Annotated in this window: 11 protein-coding genes; 6 read left to right on the top strand and 5 right to left on the bottom strand. The window is 63.0% G+C overall.

Translation table 11 applies throughout. From position 1 onward, the window contains the following. From ACFCU0_RS03985 to ACFCU0_RS03975, 3 genes are all read right to left on the bottom strand, one after another. Positions 1–3,704, bottom strand: a 3,704-nt coding sequence (locus ACFCU0_RS03985; RefSeq protein WP_434972371.1) for a hypothetical protein, incomplete at its 3' end; no start/stop codon positions are given. 87 nt (positions 3,705–3,791) lie between these two features. Further along, positions 3,792–6,101: a BamA/OMP85 family outer membrane protein gene (locus ACFCU0_RS03980; RefSeq protein WP_434972370.1), complete on the bottom strand. Its 2,310-nt coding sequence runs from the start codon at positions 6,099–6,101 to the stop codon at positions 3,792–3,794. Positions 6,102–6,159: 58 nt separating this feature from the next. Next, the gene (locus ACFCU0_RS03975; RefSeq protein ID WP_434972369.1) at positions 6,160–7,434 is read right to left on the bottom strand and encodes a YhjD/YihY/BrkB family envelope integrity protein; all 1,275 of its coding nucleotides are present in this window, start codon (positions 7,432–7,434) and stop codon (positions 6,160–6,162) included. A 374-nt stretch (positions 7,435–7,808) separates the two neighbouring features. Here ACFCU0_RS03975 and ACFCU0_RS03970 point away from each other — a divergent pair, with 374 nt between their 5' ends. Further along, positions 7,809–8,264: an SPOR domain-containing protein gene (locus ACFCU0_RS03970; protein WP_434972368.1), complete on the top strand. Its 456-nt coding sequence runs from the start codon at positions 7,809–7,811 to the stop codon at positions 8,262–8,264. A gap of 327 nt (positions 8,265–8,591) precedes the next feature. After that, positions 8,592–9,479 carry a carbon-nitrogen hydrolase family protein gene (locus tag ACFCU0_RS03965; RefSeq protein WP_434972367.1) on the top strand — a complete coding sequence of 296 codons (888 nt, stop codon included), beginning with the start codon at positions 8,592–8,594 and terminating at the stop codon, positions 9,477–9,479. 137 nt (positions 9,480–9,616) lie between these two features. Here the strand turns inward: ACFCU0_RS03965 and ACFCU0_RS03960 are convergent, their stop codons facing one another. Beyond that, complete coding sequence (locus ACFCU0_RS03960; RefSeq protein ID WP_434972366.1) at positions 9,617–10,090, bottom strand: hypothetical protein; 474 nt, start codon at positions 10,088–10,090, stop codon at positions 9,617–9,619. Positions 10,091–10,396: 306 nt separating this feature from the next. Between ACFCU0_RS03960 and ACFCU0_RS03955 the strand changes: the two genes are divergently transcribed. The 4 genes from ACFCU0_RS03955 to ACFCU0_RS03940 all read left to right on the top strand — a co-directional run bounded on the left by ACFCU0_RS03955 (position 10,397) and on the right by ACFCU0_RS03940 (position 14,829). Then, the gene (locus ACFCU0_RS03955; RefSeq protein ID WP_434972365.1) at positions 10,397–10,624 is read left to right on the top strand and encodes a DUF2905 domain-containing protein; all 228 of its coding nucleotides are present in this window, start codon (positions 10,397–10,399) and stop codon (positions 10,622–10,624) included. Positions 10,625–10,937: 313 nt separating this feature from the next. Then, positions 10,938–12,260 (top strand): glucose-1-phosphate adenylyltransferase, encoded by a 1,323-nt coding sequence (locus ACFCU0_RS03950; protein WP_434972364.1) that lies wholly within the window; start codon positions 10,938–10,940, stop codon positions 12,258–12,260. 108 nt (positions 12,261–12,368) lie between these two features. Further along, a complete protein-coding gene (gene glgA / locus ACFCU0_RS03945; RefSeq protein ID WP_434972363.1) occupies positions 12,369–13,598 on the top strand; it encodes a glycogen synthase in 1,230 nt (409 codons plus the stop codon). A gap of 118 nt (positions 13,599–13,716) precedes the next feature. After that, positions 13,717–14,829: a formylglycine-generating enzyme family protein gene (locus tag ACFCU0_RS03940; RefSeq protein WP_434972362.1), complete on the top strand. Its 1,113-nt coding sequence runs from the start codon at positions 13,717–13,719 to the stop codon at positions 14,827–14,829. Positions 14,830–15,056: 227 nt separating this feature from the next. Here ACFCU0_RS03940 and ACFCU0_RS03935 read toward each other — a convergent pair whose 3' ends face one another. Continuing rightward, positions 15,057–15,815: a queuosine precursor transporter gene (locus ACFCU0_RS03935; protein WP_434972361.1), complete on the bottom strand. Its 759-nt coding sequence runs from the start codon at positions 15,813–15,815 to the stop codon at positions 15,057–15,059. Positions 15,816–15,915: the final 100 nt, after the last annotated feature.

The raw sequence follows: 15,915 nt of genomic DNA, 5'->3' as shown, positions 1-15,915 counted from the left end.
TTGCCACTCCACACCGGCGCATGGGCCGGCCCGCTGATGCCGATCGTTCCGTTCAACGTTCCCCCGAGACCGCCGAAGCCGGCCAGGTCTGCGATAGAGGCGACCTCGAATCGCTCGATCGTCGCCACGAGGCTCTGCGTTCCGTTCGGGTCAATACGACCATCGGCGGCGATCTGCTGATCGTCGCTGTAGAGCAGCAGCCCGTTCACCCGGTAGGCGTCTCCAAACGTCACCGACGTCGTCTGAAGCAGCTCCCACTTGCTTTCGTCGAGCGTGGCATTGAACGCATTGAGGGTGAGTCGCTGCGGGGACGAGAACGGATCGAGGGTGGCGTCGATCGACAGATTGCGCTGAGCGTCAATTTTCGCCATCAGGTCGACGTCGGCTCGTGCGGAGTCGTAGTTGACCTGAAGCTGCGTCTGTTCGACGCGAAAGGCAGAGACGGAGAAAAAGTCGACCCGCGCCGCCATCTCGAATCGATCCACAAGCGTGGTGTCGCCCTGCATTCCCGCGGCTCGAATCTCCGCGTTGGCGACCCGGATGTTGTCGTATGAGAGGCTTTCCAGCCGGCCCTCCAGGTTGGCACGTAGCGCGCCGGGTGCCCCGTAGATACGCCCGTCGATCTCGGCGGCTTGGGCATCCAGCGTTTGCGCGCCCGCCAGCCGTCGAAGGGGCTGGAGGCTTCGGAGCCGGCCGGTGAAGCGGAAGTCGGATTGGGCATCGGCGGTGGAGGTGAGGGCGATGGTTCCGCCGCCGGTGGCATCGAACGCATTGGACCGGGCGCGGAGGGTGTCGACCTGCAGGAAGCCGTCCTCCACGAGGCCGCGCACCGTCACGTCGCGGATCCGGAGGTCGGCAGCCCGGATGTTGCGGGCCGACAGTTGCGTCTCTGCGCGAAGGTCGGCGAGGGAGGTGCCGGCACCGTCGAAGATCAGCTGAAGCGAGTCGACCGACGCGTCCAGGCTGTCCTCGCCCGCCAGCGTGGAAAGGTTCAGTGTGGCTGCCTCGACCGCCAGGTTCAGCGTGGTGCTGTCAGCGGCCACGTCCTCTCCGGCTGGCGACTGCAGGCGATGGTACGCGTTCAGCCGCCCGTCGGCGCGGAGGAAGCCTCCGGCCAGGTCAGCGTCCACTTGAAGGCGCGCTCGGCCGGAATCCGCATCCACGGACAGGCTACCCCGGTCCAGGGGTGCCCGATTGATCGACGACTCGCGCAGACGTAGTCGTACGTTCCCGGATACGTCGGAAAGGGCCGTGCCGCGAGCAGTGCCGGACACCGAGCCGTTCAGGGATGTGTCCAGCCCCTCGATGGCGGCAATAGCACCCACGTCGAGGCCGCGTATTCGGCCGGTGGTGATGGTCGCGGTGGGAATGGACGCGAAGGGCTGACCCGTGAGCGCCAGCTCCGACGTGCCCTCGGCGGTTGTAAGCGATGCTGCTACGGTGGCCCGTCCACGATCGATGGAGGCGTCGAACGCAGCAGCGCTAACGTCTGCCCGGTTGATGCTGGAGCTGTCGAGCCGGACGCGCCCGTCGGCACGGAGGCGCTCCGGCTCCAGCCCCTGCACCGTGGCCTCGAACGTTCCGTTTAGATCCGATCTGTACCCGCTGTCGGCCAGCCACAAACCGATATTCACTCCGTTGAACCGTCCGTCCCGGACGTCCACGGCGGGGGTTGGATCGAAGGGCGTGCCGTCGACCGTTCCGGCGAAGGTGCCGTCGTTTACGACCGCGTTGACGTTCGCCCGAAGCCGGCCCCGGTCGAGGGCAATGCGGCTCCCGACGGAGTCCAGCCGAACGCTACCGTAGAACGACTCCGTCACCGTAACCTGCCCATCCAGCCGCATGGTTTCGGGGGTAAAGCCCCGCCCTGTTGCCTGGACCGTTCCCCGAAGCCGGCTCGCGGTTGTGTCGCCCATCATGGCCGCGACGTCAACGTCATCGACGCGGGCCGTATCGATCCGGAAGCGCTCCGTTTCGTCGAGAGAGGCCGTGCCGGCCAGACGGATGCCCCCATTTGCCGTCTGGATCCCGACGCGCCCTGCCACCGAATCCGGAGATAGCTGGAGCTGGGCGTCGCCGCCCGTCAGGTCAAGGTCCTGAATGCGGGAGGCGTCCAGCGTGAGATCGAGTGATGATTGCAGATCCTGGGGGTCGGTGCCAGCGCCTTCGATCACGATACGTCCGTTGACGTCGGTAGACAGCCCTCCGCCGCCGAACCGGTCGGCATCAAGATTCGCGAATCGGGCGTCGAGGCGATAGGACGGTCGGTCGTCGAACAACCGAGCGGTTCCCGAGCCGTCGACTCCCGTCCCGTTCACTCGTCCCCGGACGGTGTAGTCTGTTGTGCCACCGCGCATCGATGCGCGGAGGCGAATGGAGTCAACTTCAAGGGGGGCGTAGCGCGTGTCGACCACGTCGGCGGAGACAGATCCATCCAGGCGATCAAGCGAGGGTCCCTCCAGGTCAGCTCGCATTCGCGCGGTCAGCCGGTTTTCGGAAGGGTCAGAGGGGCCGATCAGGCTCGTTGTAAGGCGTCGGATCTCGGCCGTCACATCGTAGCGAAGGGAGGTAGTGGTATCCGTGGACGCGATCCGGGGCGTGAAGGTCGCGTCGAGGTCTGCGGTGCCGCCGTCACGGAATCGCGCATTGAGTCGTGCCATGAGCTGGTCGCCGCTTCCCGTGATCTGCAGGCGTCCCCGCATCTCTTCCGACGGGTCCAGGTCGGCCGTGGGCAGAAATGGTAGAAGGTCGAGGAAGGAAAGCGGGGCCGCCTCGATCAGCAGGTCGACGTCGTCGACGGAATCCCCGGCGGTTGATGGCAGGCGGGCCTGTCCACGACCGGTCAGCGTGCTGCGTTGAGAGGTGAGGGCGAGCGTGTCGAGCGTGAGCGCCGTCGGGCGCACCTCCAGTCTGGTTCCGAACTGAACGTCCGAAGGCTCGCCCGGGACGGACGCCCGGAGGCCGAGCGAGTCCAGGCGGGCGCGTACGCCGAGCCCGTTGAGGGTCGGGTCGAAGACGAACTCCGGCAGATCCACCTGCAGGTCTCGAATGCCGGCCGTGCTGTCGCGTCCCGGTGAATAGAAATGAGCGATGACCCCGGACCGCGTCACCCCAACATCGTCGAGGCGAATCGAGAACGAGGACGCCGTCGTGTCTTCCGTCGGTGGGGGTAACACCCGCTGCCAGTCCCACGACGAGTCTGCAGCCTGTCGAAGGCTGACGCGTGCGCCGTGGACACGAGCCCTCGTGACGTGAAGGCGTTGATTGAGCAGTTCCGCAAGCTGGTAGCGTGCGTACAGCGTATCCACGCGTACCATTTCCACCGTCTCGCCGGTCGTGGCGTCCGAACGCGTCAGACGGACGCCGTCCAGTTGGAGGGAGGAGACCCAGGTGCCGCTGGCCCGCTCGATCGAGATGCTCGTGCCGTCCAGCGGGTTGAACGTGGATGCGAGGAACTGGGCTGTCCACGTGGATACGGGCCCGACCTGAAGTGCCAGAAGGAGCACCACCGAGACAACCGTGACGGTACCGAAGATGTACGCCAGGGCCCGCTCGAACGGGCGAGTCCACGACCGAAATTCGGTCGCACGGGCGGCCGTACGTCCGGTTTCGCCGGTACCTTTATCGCCGGTACCTTCATCGGTGTGCGTCGACGCGTCGTCCGACGGAGCGTCGTTCGGCGCATCGGGGGACGGTGAACTCAAGGATGCCTGATTAACTTGGGAGGAAACATGACCCGTTCGACGACGGAACGCTGCTGCGGCCGGTCCGCCGGCACGGAACCGGTGGAGTCAAAACGTGCGGCCAATGCCAAAATGAAGCCTGAACCGGCGGAGAAACCGTTTTTCGACGTCCGACGGAGGGCGGAGTTCGGTCTGTTCTCCGCTCTCGCGCTCCGTCTCTCGGATCTCGGCGAAGTCCCCGACCTGCTGCGGTCGTCGCAGATCGAGACGGTCCGGTGTGAGCTTGTACGCGACGTCGAGCCGGATGAACCCGGCGGGCGTCTTGTAGCGCATTCCGGCGCCCGTGCCCACGAGAAGCTGGTCCGTCTCCGTTGCGACGACGGGGCCGTCGGCGGGGAAGCGAACGACGTCGGTCGCGCCGGGAGGTGGCGTCAGGTCCAGCGTGCCGGCGTCCAGTCGTGCTGCATCGAGAAAGACGGCCGTGCGAAAGCTGTCGCCCAGGCCGGGGAAGGGGAGGCGAAGTTCGAGGTTGGCCCCGACCTTCGATTCCGCGCCGATGGACTCGTAGACATAGGTGCCGGTGACCGTCGAGAAGCGGACCACTTTTCCGCCGGCCAGGTCGATGGGCCAGCCGCGCACGTCGCTGCTTCCGCCCGCGTAGAAGAGATAATCGGAGAAACGGTTCTGAAACGTGAAGTTCTCCGCGAGGAGGTCGTTTCGTTCGTCCGGTGGCAGGCCGGAGACATCATCGGGAATCGTGAGGGCGTCCCGGCTTTCCCCCAGCGGCCAGATGTGACCGGTGAAGAGGCGACCGGCAAGTTCCACCTGATCGGCGAGCGGGATATACCCCGTCACCTCAAGGCCGAGGCGACCGAATTGCACGTCCGACCCCAGCAGGGTACCCCCGAGCTCCGCCGAGGGGCGGATCAGGAAGCCGCGGGTGGGATTGATGAAGTCGTCCGTTCGTCCCAGCGTGGCGTTGAGCGACACGATGCTCTTGTCGAAGAGATCGGATGCGCCCACGTCCAGGCGCTGGTCCGGCTGCGTGCCCGGATCGGGCGCCGTGAATTGCTGGGTTCGGGTAAACGTGTACTGAAGATTGATCGTGCGGAACGGCAGGATCTCGTACGTGAGCCTCGTATTGAAGCCAAACTGTCGCTCGTTCAGACTGAGCCACCGATCGGCGGCCGGAACCAGCTTGTCGCTGAGTCGCTCCTGAAAAAACGGTTCAAAGGACCCCGACAGGCGTGTGCTGAACACGTACGGCTGGCGAAGGGTCGTCGACAGGCGAAAGCGGCGCTGTGGATCGACCGTCGCGCCGGACCCGAAGAAGTTGAGCGGGTCGCTGACGGGCCAGCCGGTTTCTGCGATAAGACCCACGCTCAGGTTGCGTGCAGCCCCGTAGAAGTTTCGGTGCGTCCAGCGCCCCTCTCCGAAGACGCCCGGACGGCCGCCGTACCCGAGCTGTCCGGACAGCGTGCGGAGGCGCGCCTCGCGGACGCGGTATCGCACCGCTACCGTGCTGTCCCTCGGTTGGGATGGAATGTCCGCCAGGGCCACGCGAAAGAGGTTCAGGCCGAACAGCTCGCGCTGGCCCTGCGTCACCTTCGAGGCATTGAAGCGGTCCCCCGTCTGAAACGGGAGCTCGCGCCGGACGATCTTGGGTTCCAGCGAGTGCGTGCCCTCGATTCGGATCTCACCAAACCGGGCCTGAGGTCCGGGGTCAATCTTAAACCGGACGGTGGCCTTGTTGGCCGTCGTATCTATCTGCGTCGACGAGGTTACCTCGGCAAATGCATATCCCTGATCCCTCAGCCAGGTCGTGGTCGACTCCTCGATCTGCAGGCGTTTGAACTCGGTGAACCGGTCGCCCGTCTGAAGCGGCGCTTCATCACGGAAGTCGCGCCACTCCGAGCGCAGGGGGGGGTCGAAGAGCGTGTCGGCCTGCCGATCATCCCGTGTGTGGTAGGAGGTTCGACGGACGATAAGGGGGGGGCCTTCATCAACGACGAACTGGACGTGGATGGTGTTCGACGACGTGTCGTACTGCGACGCCGGGTAGTCGATGCGTGGCTGGAGAAACCCGTTCTGCTGATAAAATTGCCGGAGCCGGACGACATCTTTCTGAAGCGTGACGGCATCAAACGGGTACTCACCCGGATCGACGCGCGGTACCCAGTCGAACCATTTCTTGAGTCGAAAGAAGGCACCGGGGGCCTCCGTCGCAATCTGCTTTTCGAGCCGGTCCGTGTCGAACGTCCGTGTATTGACGAAATTCCAGGAGATCTTCCGGACCGACGTCTCGTCGTTGACGAGTTGAAGCGAGTTCTGGGCGATGACCGAACCGGTTCCGATTAGGGTGCAGAGCAGGATCGAAACGGCCAGGCGGGCGAAAAAAGAGGGAGCGGAGGCAACCAATCGACAGCAGGCGGAGGAACGAGATGGATGGGTGGGAGCGGACGGCACCGGCGGGCGGTTACGGCTGCCCCTCACGATCTTGAACGGTGGCATCAACCGCTTCGTCGGCGGACGTGTTCGGGCTCGACTCGGGCGAGGGTGCGGCGGATGCGGGGTCGGGCGCGGTTGAGGCCGGTGTGTCTGCCCCGGGGTCGGCACCGTCGCCGGAGGGTGGATTCGGGTCGCCGGCGGGCACGGAGGCAGCGTCCTCGACGGTGCGGCGCGCCGGCTGAGGGGCTGCGACGTCGTCCGGCGTGTGCGTCGTCGGTTCCGGGTCGGCGTCCGCAGAGGACGGGGCGGCCGCCGGTGCTGCAGATGATTCATCGGCTCGTTCTGCCGGCGATCGGTCGTCCTCTCGCTCCTCGCCCGGTAGGAGGCCGGCGGTGACGTGCCGGTGCTCGCGTAGAGAAGCGACGACCGCGCCGAGCATGAGCACGATGCCCGAGAAGTAGACCCAGAACACGAACGCGATGATGAGGGCGAAGGTGTTGCCGAGGGCGCCGAGGCCTTCGGTGGCGTACCGTTCGAATTGACCGACGTACGTGGCGTAGTAGGTGAAAATCTGCTTCGCCATCTCCCAGAGCACACCCGCTATGAGCGCACCGGTCAGTGCGCTTCGCTTTCGAGGATGCGGTTTCGGCACCAGATAGTACAGCTGGAAGAACATCGCCGTCGTAATGAAGAACGGGACGAACAGGCCCAGCGTCCGAATGGCATGTCGCCAGCTCTCGCGTGCCCAGGGTTGGTCCAGGCCGGCGAAGGCGAGCACCTCAAAGCCGTCGATGGACTGTGCGAAGACGGACATTCCAATCGTCACGACGAACAGCAGTCCGACCTGCAACACCATGCGCACGTCGAACAGATAGCCGCCGACAATGGACCGGCTTTCGTGCCAGTCCTGCTCGAAGGCGTTGCCAACGGCAATCCGTAGCGTGATAAATAGCGAGACGGCGGACAGGAAGAGGCCCACGCCACCGATCCCGACGATCGTGCCACTCGATACTTGCAGCTGGTGCAGAAACGTAACGACCTGGTGGCTCTGGCTCGGCGGCAGGAAGTCGTGAATGAAACGGGCAACGGCTGCGAACGCGTCGTTGCCACGGAGCACCCGTCCAACGAGACCCGTAGCCAGAATGACAATCGGGACGATGGTGACCAGGACCTTGAACGCGATCGCCTGGGCCCAGAGAAACAGGTTCTTTCCCGCAATTTCTGCGTACAGACCACGCGCATAGTACAGTCCGTGGGCACGGGCGCGCTGAATCCATGTGGCAGAGAAGGGGCGCTCGTTCATGTACGACGACGCGGTTTCTACAAGAACCCGGAACCGACCACGCAGGGTCGCAGCTCAGGGACGAACCAACAAGGGCAAACAGCACGCAGGTGGCATCGATCCCTCAGACGCGAAAACATTGACGGGAAATCACGCTTCGATTGCGCGCCAATGAACGTGTATCTATCCCTAATTCTACCGCAAACGCATGAAACTTGATTCTTTCGGGTACCGGAACAGCCGTTAGCGGCAGGAGCGACCGGCATCGTCACGCAGACGTAACGGACTGGTCGGGCCGCACCCAAAAATCAATTGCGTTCTCCCGTGGGCGTACCGTATAATAGGTGGCGGAATGGGGTGCCGCGTCACCTTTACGGGGTGCCTGCGACGCCTTCATGAAATCGAAGCACCGGACCGTGATGATGCAACGCCATCGCCAGAGGAGCGGGTTGCGATCCGCACTCTGCTTGATCTTATTGCTCGGGGTTGTCTCGTGCACACCGCAGCTGCTCTCGGACGGCGATCGGTCTCGTACGGAGGATGCTCGCGAAAGCGACGCCCCCCGCCGCACCTTCCATGTACAGATCCGCACGGTCGGGGAAAAATCTGCGGCCGATCGCGCGGTTTCCGATGCGGTCGCCTGGTTCGACGCGCTACCCGAGGCGGAGCGACCGGAGCCCCTTTCGGCCGCCCGCGAGCTACCGGTGGATGTTCGATGGAAGGCACCCTTTTACCGGGTGCGGGTGGGCCCGTTCTCATCGAGAGAGGCGGCGTCTGCTGTGCTCAGGGCCTTGAAATCCGACTTTCCGGAAGCGTTTATTGCACGTGAGGTTGTGGCGTCCGCGTTGTAGTCCCGCCGAACTCGATCCCTGCTCCGTTTATTGTGCCCGTGTTTACGCCGGTGTGCCATGAGGAACGGAGCGGTCTGACAGGGCGCGTGAGCGTCGTCGGCAACTGAGGTCCGAATTTTGCGCGGGTGTTGGGACCGCAGACCTGTGAACCGCGCCACCGGTCACGAAATACCCGACATGCTGGTTTGATATCTGAGATGGGCCGCGCTGGCTTCATCTCAAGTTCTGCATTTTGCCCTGCTCCGTTGCCGGAATCGGCACGCGGCGCCCCCGACGGGTTGCATGGCCCTTACCGTTCGTTTCTTCCCCTGCCTCTGACTCTGCTCTATGGATATTGCACTCGTTCAGCAATACAATCCCAGCGACGCGATGGACGCGTTCCAGCGTGGGCTGATTGCGATCAAGAATGCCGCGAACGCTGGAGCCGACCTTGTGGTCTTCCCCGAACTGTCCTTCACCAAGTTCTTCCCTCAGGTGCCCGCGAACAAGCGGGACGGCGACGTGCTCGATCTCGCTGAAAAAATTCCCGGGCCAACGGTGGAGTCGGTTGCGGAGCAGGCTGCGGAGTACGGCGTGGTCGTCGTGTGCAACCTGTATGAGATCGATGACGGGAAGGGCTATAACAGCTCGGTCGTGATCGACAGCGACGGTACCGTGCGGGGCGTCTCCCGCATGATGCACGTGCCGCAATACGAGCACTTTTACGAGCAGGACTACTACACGCCCGGCGATACCGGCGCGCCCGTCTTCGATACGGCCGTCGGCAAGATCGGCGTTGCGACCTGCTACGACCGGCATTTCCCTGAATACATGCGCGCGCTCGCTCTCGGCGGGGCGGAAGTCGTCTGCATCCCGCAGGCCGGTGCGGCCGGAGAATGGGCGAAAGGCGTCTTTGAGGCCGAGGTGCAAGCGATGTCGTTCCAGAACGGCTACTTCTGCGCGCTCGCCAATCGCGTGGGTCGCGAAGACAGCGTCCTGTTCGACGGTGCATCCTTCGTTACCGATCCGCACGGCCGCATCGTCGCGCAGGCACCGAAGGGCGACCAGTCGCTCCTCATGGCGTCTGCCGACACGAAGGAGTGCGACAAATCTCCGGCGCGCCAGCTCTTCCTGAAGAATCGGCGTGAAGACGATTACACAGATGGGGCGGTCTCGCTCGCCTCGTCGACGCCTGCCGGCGTCCGCGCACTGGAAGGCTACAACGACGACGAATAGCACGCATCACCACGGGCCGACGTGCGTCGGCCGGGCCGAATTCGGCAGTCCCGTCGAATTCGGGCGGACAAAAAGGAAAGGCGCTGCACGGCGGTACTGTGCAGCGCCTTTTCTATGTCGCGACGTGCATGCTGAACTTAGATGCCGAACAGGCGGTTTGCGAACATCAGGACGAGCAGAATGAGCCACATGAGGTGGCCGACGCCGGTCCCGATGGCGATGCGCTTCTTCGCCGAGGTCATAATCTCGCCGCTCGACGGGCCTTCGCTGGATACGGCGGTCACAAGCGTGCCCCATGCCGGCCGGATGACAAGGACCTGATCCAGAAGCAGAAGCAGCATCAGCAGGAGGGAGGAGTGGTAGGCCGGGCCATATGCGGCAAATGCCCCGCCCAGAACAAACGCCGTCACCGAAAAGACGGCCGTGAGCACAATAAAGATCGTCATCAGCTTGACGGTGCGCTGGCCGTCCTCCGCCATCACCTGTGCGGGTTCACCACTCAACTCCACGGTTTTGCGCGCCCATGCGGAGAGGCGGAGCCCAAGGCCGAACCACGCCCCGGCCGTAATGATGTGTAGGATGACAAAGACCCACTTTAAGGTGTAAACCACGGTAGCGTCAATCGATCAATGGAAAGGGGATTCGGTCGGTGCCATCCGAAACGAACCGGCGCGGCCGTGCCGCGCCGCTCGCGCCGGACAGGGTGGTTTCGTCATCGCCTGTACGACGGATCGCCGTCCAGGTTTATTCGCATCCGCTCACGTCCACACGTCGGGAGACACAACCCGTCGATGCAAGCCCATCGTGACCGGAAACTCTGCCGGGTGACGAGGACTTCGAACGGCCACGCTCGGCGGACGCCTGCATGGTAGCGGCCCGCCACGTACCGATACGCTGCCACCAATCTGCGCATCACCATGAGCCCGGATGTTCTTGCACGCTGGTTAATCTATGCCGGTGTCGGCCTTGTCCTTCTTGGAGGCCTCGTCTGGGGTGTGGGGCGTTTCGTCGATATCGGCGAGCTTCCGGGAGACCTTTCCTATGAGGGGGAGCGGTTCCGTATCTACGCCCCGATTACTACCATGATTGTTCTCAGCATCATTCTGACGATCGCGTTGAACGTCATCATCCGAGTTTTTCGGTAGATGGATCGGCCGAACGGTCGCATGGCCGAGTGGGAGAAAACGGTATCGCGATCCCCCGGGATGCGGTTCGGCTTGTGGGAGAGGGGTCATCATTGTATCTTCGCTCATGACGCGCCGGACCACCGCTGTCGGCGTCTGTTTCTGTTCGTCGCGTCTCGTTCTTTTGCATCTTCGGGCATCGGTGCCCCGTCCCTTCGTGTGAGGATCTCCGGCATTGCGCGGTCCGGCTCACCGGCGATGCTTATGGACGCCTCGGCCCGTTGGTCAGGTGCCTCCCCTTCCCGTTCTCGATCCCGTAATCTGTTCCCGTTCCATGAACCCACCTCAAACGAATGCTCTTGCTGACGGTGGCGGGTTCGTTGACTCGAACCTCTCCGCGCTTGCGATCATCCTCGGCGGCGGTGCCGGTACGCGCCTGTTTCCCCTGACAAAGCTCCGCGCCAAACCGGCCGTACCGCTCGCGGGACGGTACCGGCTTATCGACGTCCCGGTCTCGAATTGCATCAATGCCGGCATCACGCGCGTCTTTGTGCTGACGCAGTTCAATTCCGCGAGCCTGAATCGACACATCTCGCAGGCCTATCGCTTCGACCGTTTCAGCAACGGCTTTGTCTCCATCCTCGCCGCGGAGCAGACCCCGGCGTCCAAGGACTGGTTTCAGGGAACGGCCGATGCCGTCCGGCGCGTCATCCCGCACGTCGATGGCTACCGCCACGACTACACGCTGATTCTGTCAGGCGATCAGCTGTATTCGATGGATTATCGCGAGATGATCCGCCACCACGAGGAGACCGGCGCGGATGTGACGATCGGCACGATCCCGGTCACGGCGGACGATGCGCCGGCGTTCGGCATTCTGAAAACGGACGCCGATCATACGATCACCGAGTTTCATGAGAAACCGCCGGCCGACGACCTTGACGGGAAGGAGAGTCCGGTCAGCGATGATCTCGAAGACGAGGGACGGGTTTACCTGGCGTCCATGGGGATTTACATTTTTAGCCGGGACGTCCTGCGCGACCTGCTCGAATCCAACGAGGAGCATCACGACTTCGGCAAGCAGATCATCCCGGAGGCGATTGAGGGGAAAAAGGTCGTGAGCTACCCGTTCACGGGCTACTGGAGCGACATCGGGACCATTCGGTCGTTCTACGACGCGAACCTGATGCTGGCCGAGCCCAATCCGGAATTCGACGTGTACGACCCGGACCGACCGCTTTACACGAACGCTCGCATGCTGCCTCCGGCAAAGATCGAGAGCTCGTTCGTGCAGCAGTCGCTGATCGCGGAAGGAAGCGTGATCGTGAACAGCCAGATCTCCAAGTCGGTCATCGGCATCCGCTCGTTTATCGGGCACAACACGACGATTAAAAACACCATCTTCATGGGCGCGGATCATTATCCATGGCAGGACCCCGAAAACCGTGGGTACGTCGAGGGTCCGGCGCGTCCCGGCATCGGGGAGGAATCCTACGTGGAGGGCGCTATCATCGACAAAAATGTATCGATCGGAAAGCGGTGTATCATCAAGAACCGCGACAACATCGATGAAGCGGAAACGGACATGTTCTACATTCGCGACGGGATCGTGGTCATTCCTAAAAACACGCACGTCCCGGACGATACCATTATTTGACGCCATCGTCTTGCATGATGGCCGACTCCACCCGCAACCCGCTTCCGACCACCCCGGTGCGGCGCTACGTGCGATTCTCCGCTCTCCTTCCCGAGTCCACTTCGTCCTATGAAGATCGTCGTCCTGACTAATGAGTACCCGCCCAACGTGTACGGCGGTGCCGGTGTCCACGTCGAATACCTGACGCGCGAGCTATCGAAGTTGGACGATGGGTCTCACGAGATCGAAGTCCTCTGCTTCGGCGATCAGGACGTGGCCTCCGGTAACCTGACGGTGCGCGGCGTCAATCCGGAGTTCGATCTTCCCTGTCAGGATGATCGTCACGCCAAGTTTTTGAACACCATGTTGCGGGATCTCGTCATGGCGGGGTCCATCGCTGACGCCGACATCATTCACGGCCACACCTGGTACGCTCACCTGGGCGGGTGTCTGGCGAAACAGCTGACCGGTGCCAAGCTCGTGTTGACAACCCATTCGCTGGAGCCGCATCGCCCGTGGAAGGTGGAGCAGCTGGGGACGGCATACCATGCGAGTTCCTGGGTGGAGCGCACAGCCTACGAAAACGCCGACGGGGTCGTTGCCGTGTCCGGGTCCATGAATGACGACGTCCGGGCCCTGTACGATGTCGCGGAGGACCGCGTCCGAACGATTTACAACGGCATCGACATCGACCAGTATAGCCCGACGCCCGACCCGGACGTTCTGCGGCAGTATGACATTGACCCGGATCAACCCTATCTATTATTTGTCGGGCGCATCACCCGCCAGAAGGGCATTCTGCATCTCGTCCGAGCCATTCATCACCTCGACCCCGACGTGCAGGTGGTGTTGTGCGCCGGCGCTCCCGATACCGAAGAGATCGGCCGGGAGATGGAGTCGCTCGTGGAAGAGGCCAAAGCACAGACTGACAACCGGATTGTCTGGCTCGCGGAAATGCTGCCGCGGGACGACGTCATTACGCTATACACACACGCAGACGTGTTCGTCTGCCCGTCAGTATACGAACCCTTCGGCATCATCAATCTCGAAGCGATGGCCTGCCACACGCCTATCGTCGCCTCCGCCGTCGGCGGGATCCCGGAAATCATTGTGGACGGCGAAACGGGCGTGCTCGTCCCCTTCGAAGCCGAGGGGGGCGACAGCCACGAGCCGCGCGACGCCGCCCGGTTTGCCCGCGACCTCGCCGACAGCGTCAACCGGCTCATGGCCGACCCAGACGCTCGAACGGACATGGCCGCGGCCGCCCGGACCCGTGTCGAAGAGGTATTTAGCTGGACGGCGATCGCCCGGCAAACGCTGGATTTCTACAAGGACCTCCACGGCTCCGACGACACTTAACACGATTCCGGCCCTTTGGCATTTTCTTTGTGACGTCGGTACTGTAGGTTTAGGCCGTCGCCCAACAGGGTCTGATCGTCTGCATCCATCCTTTTCTCAACCCTCCCGCCCCTTCCTCATGCGACATCTCGTACTCTCGTTACTTCTTTTCGCATTTGTGGCGACCGTCTCGGCGAGTCCGGCGGCCGCACTCGACGGATCGACCGCGACAGACGGCAACGAGGACGCGCCCGTTGTGATGATGACCGTCCCGGGGATGCTCATGCCCGTGCCCGCGCCGCCTACGTTCGGCGACATGGTCCGCCTTCCCGACGGTACATTCATCATGGGCCTCACCGACGAGGACCCGTTCGAAATTCAGAGTGCCGGTCGTCGCCGTGTGACGGTCAGTGCGTTCTACATCGACCGCTTCGAGGTTACCAACGCCGAATACCGCGCATACCTGCAGTCGCTGTCGCCGGGTGAGCGTGATGGTGCCCTGCCAGACTCGACGGCCTGGTCCAGCTCCGCCAGCCGCGCCGACTTCTCGACCTATTTTTACGGCTCCAATTACGACGAGTATCCCGTCGTCTCGGTGACGTGGCAGGAGGCGAAGGACTATTGCAAGGCGGAGGACAAGCGCCTTCCGACGGAAGCTGAATGGGAGTACGCCGCACGCGCTGGCCGCGTCGGGGGCGTCTACCCGTGGTCAGGCTTCTCGCCGCGCGATGCATTCGGTCGCTACCTCGCCAACTTCAACCCCGGCCGTCAGGGCCAGGCCGCCGACGGCTACGCGTTCACCGCGCCGGTCGGCTCGTTCCCACCCAGCCGCTGGGGTCTGCACGACGTCGCGGGTAACGCGGCCGAGTGGGTCGAAGATACCTATGCTTCGACGTACGCCAACCTATCCGACCTGGACCCGGTCTACCGCGGCCAGGATACCGAAGAAACGCGCAAAGTCGTGCGTGGCGGCGCGTGGGACTCGGATGCCTTCCGGATCGGCGTTGGCTTCCGCGACATGCACGAAGCGGACCAGGGCTCGCCCCGGATCGGCTTCCGCTGCGCGGCCGACATCAGCCAGGTCGAAGGAACCACCCGCCGCTTCCAGGATCCGGAACCCCCGCAGGATGATGCGGCGAGTGAAGAAGATGCCGGCGATGAGTCCGGTGGCGAAACCGGCGCCGACGACACGGAAGAGGACGGCACCGCGCCACCCGATTCGGGCACAACGCCTCCCGGCGGCAACCGCTAAACCCGGTAGTATCGCGATGTACATCCCATCGCGACGCATACGAACGCCCCGGCTCTCAACAAGGGCCGGGGCGTTTTGTGTCTGGGCGCGCCGTTAGCACGGTGATGATGATCATAGGAGACGTTTACGTCACCGGCTCGTTCAGGACCCGCGTTGATCGAACGCTTCTCCGGTGGTAGCACCCCTCGTAACCTGGCGGGTGTGGGACGGCCGAGGTGGCCGGCCGTTCAAGCGCTCTGCTCAGAGGGTGCCGGTTTGTCTTTCTCTGCCCGCTCACGCATCTCTTCGGCCGTGTCATGGCCGAGATAGTCGTCCATCATCCAGTGGGCAAGGTAAATGATCGGTGTGATGCCTGTTGCGATGATGAACTTGTAAATGTAGTTGAAGAGAGAGATCGCGATGATCTCCTGCGCGGTGAGTTGCCCGACGAATGCCACGGTCAGCACGATGAACGTGTCAATGAACTGCGAGCCGAACGTGGAGCCTGTCGCGCGAAGCCAGAGGTATTTTCCGTTCGTCAGATTGCGAAGCCAGTGGAACAGGAAGATGTCGACCAGCTGCCCGATCAGATAGGCCGTCAGGCTTCCGATAATGACCCGCGTCGAGTTGCCGAAGACCTCCACGAACGCCTCTTGCGAGACCGGCGACGAGGGCGCGACCGGGACCTCCATCGCGACCCATAATAGCAAAAACTCGAAGCAGATCATCGCCATCCCGATGAACGTGACGAAGCGAATGCCCCGCTTTCCGTAGTACTCGTTCAGTAAGTCGGTGACGATGAACGTGATCGGAAACGCGATCACGCCTGCCGTCATCGTTATGCTCGTGAAGTCCTGCCCGAAGATGGAGATGGCGAAGGGAAGATCCATCACCGTGAAGAACTTGCTGGCCGTTGCTTCCGCAACGACGAGTGCCGTCAGAAAGATGGCAGCACAGATGACGTAGAGCTTTTGCGGGCGGGAAAGGACGTAAGCCTCGCGGATCATGCCGAAGCAGGGGGCGAAAGAGGTGGAGGGTACGGGGGCGCGCGGGATGTTTCTTTGCGCGTTACCGCACGATTTCCTGGTCCGTTCCGCTTCGTCAGAT

The organism is Longibacter sp. (genome assembly GCF_051155795.1).
GTDB lineage: Bacteria > Bacteroidota > Rhodothermia > Rhodothermales > Salinibacteraceae > Longibacter.
The sequence above is the reverse complement of the archived record's forward strand: the minus strand, read 5'-3'. Positions and strand labels throughout refer to the sequence as shown.

Coding starts and splice junctions, on each gene's coding strand:
- ACFCU0_RS03970 (WP_434972368.1), top strand. CDS start 7,809: ATGAAATCGAAGCACCGGACCGTGATGATGCAACGCCATCGCCAGAGG.
- ACFCU0_RS03935 (WP_434972361.1), bottom strand. CDS start 15,815: ATGATCCGCGAGGCTTACGTCCTTTCCCGCCCGCAAAAGCTCTACGTC.
- ACFCU0_RS03950 (WP_434972364.1), top strand. CDS start 10,938: ATGAACCCACCTCAAACGAATGCTCTTGCTGACGGTGGCGGGTTCGTT.
- glgA (WP_434972363.1), top strand. CDS start 12,369: ATGAAGATCGTCGTCCTGACTAATGAGTACCCGCCCAACGTGTACGGC.
- ACFCU0_RS03965 (WP_434972367.1), top strand. CDS start 8,592: ATGGATATTGCACTCGTTCAGCAATACAATCCCAGCGACGCGATGGAC.
- ACFCU0_RS03940 (WP_434972362.1), top strand. CDS start 13,717: ATGCGACATCTCGTACTCTCGTTACTTCTTTTCGCATTTGTGGCGACC.
- ACFCU0_RS03975 (WP_434972369.1), bottom strand. CDS start 7,434: ATGAACGAGCGCCCCTTCTCTGCCACATGGATTCAGCGCGCCCGTGCC.
- ACFCU0_RS03955 (WP_434972365.1), top strand. CDS start 10,397: ATGAGCCCGGATGTTCTTGCACGCTGGTTAATCTATGCCGGTGTCGGC.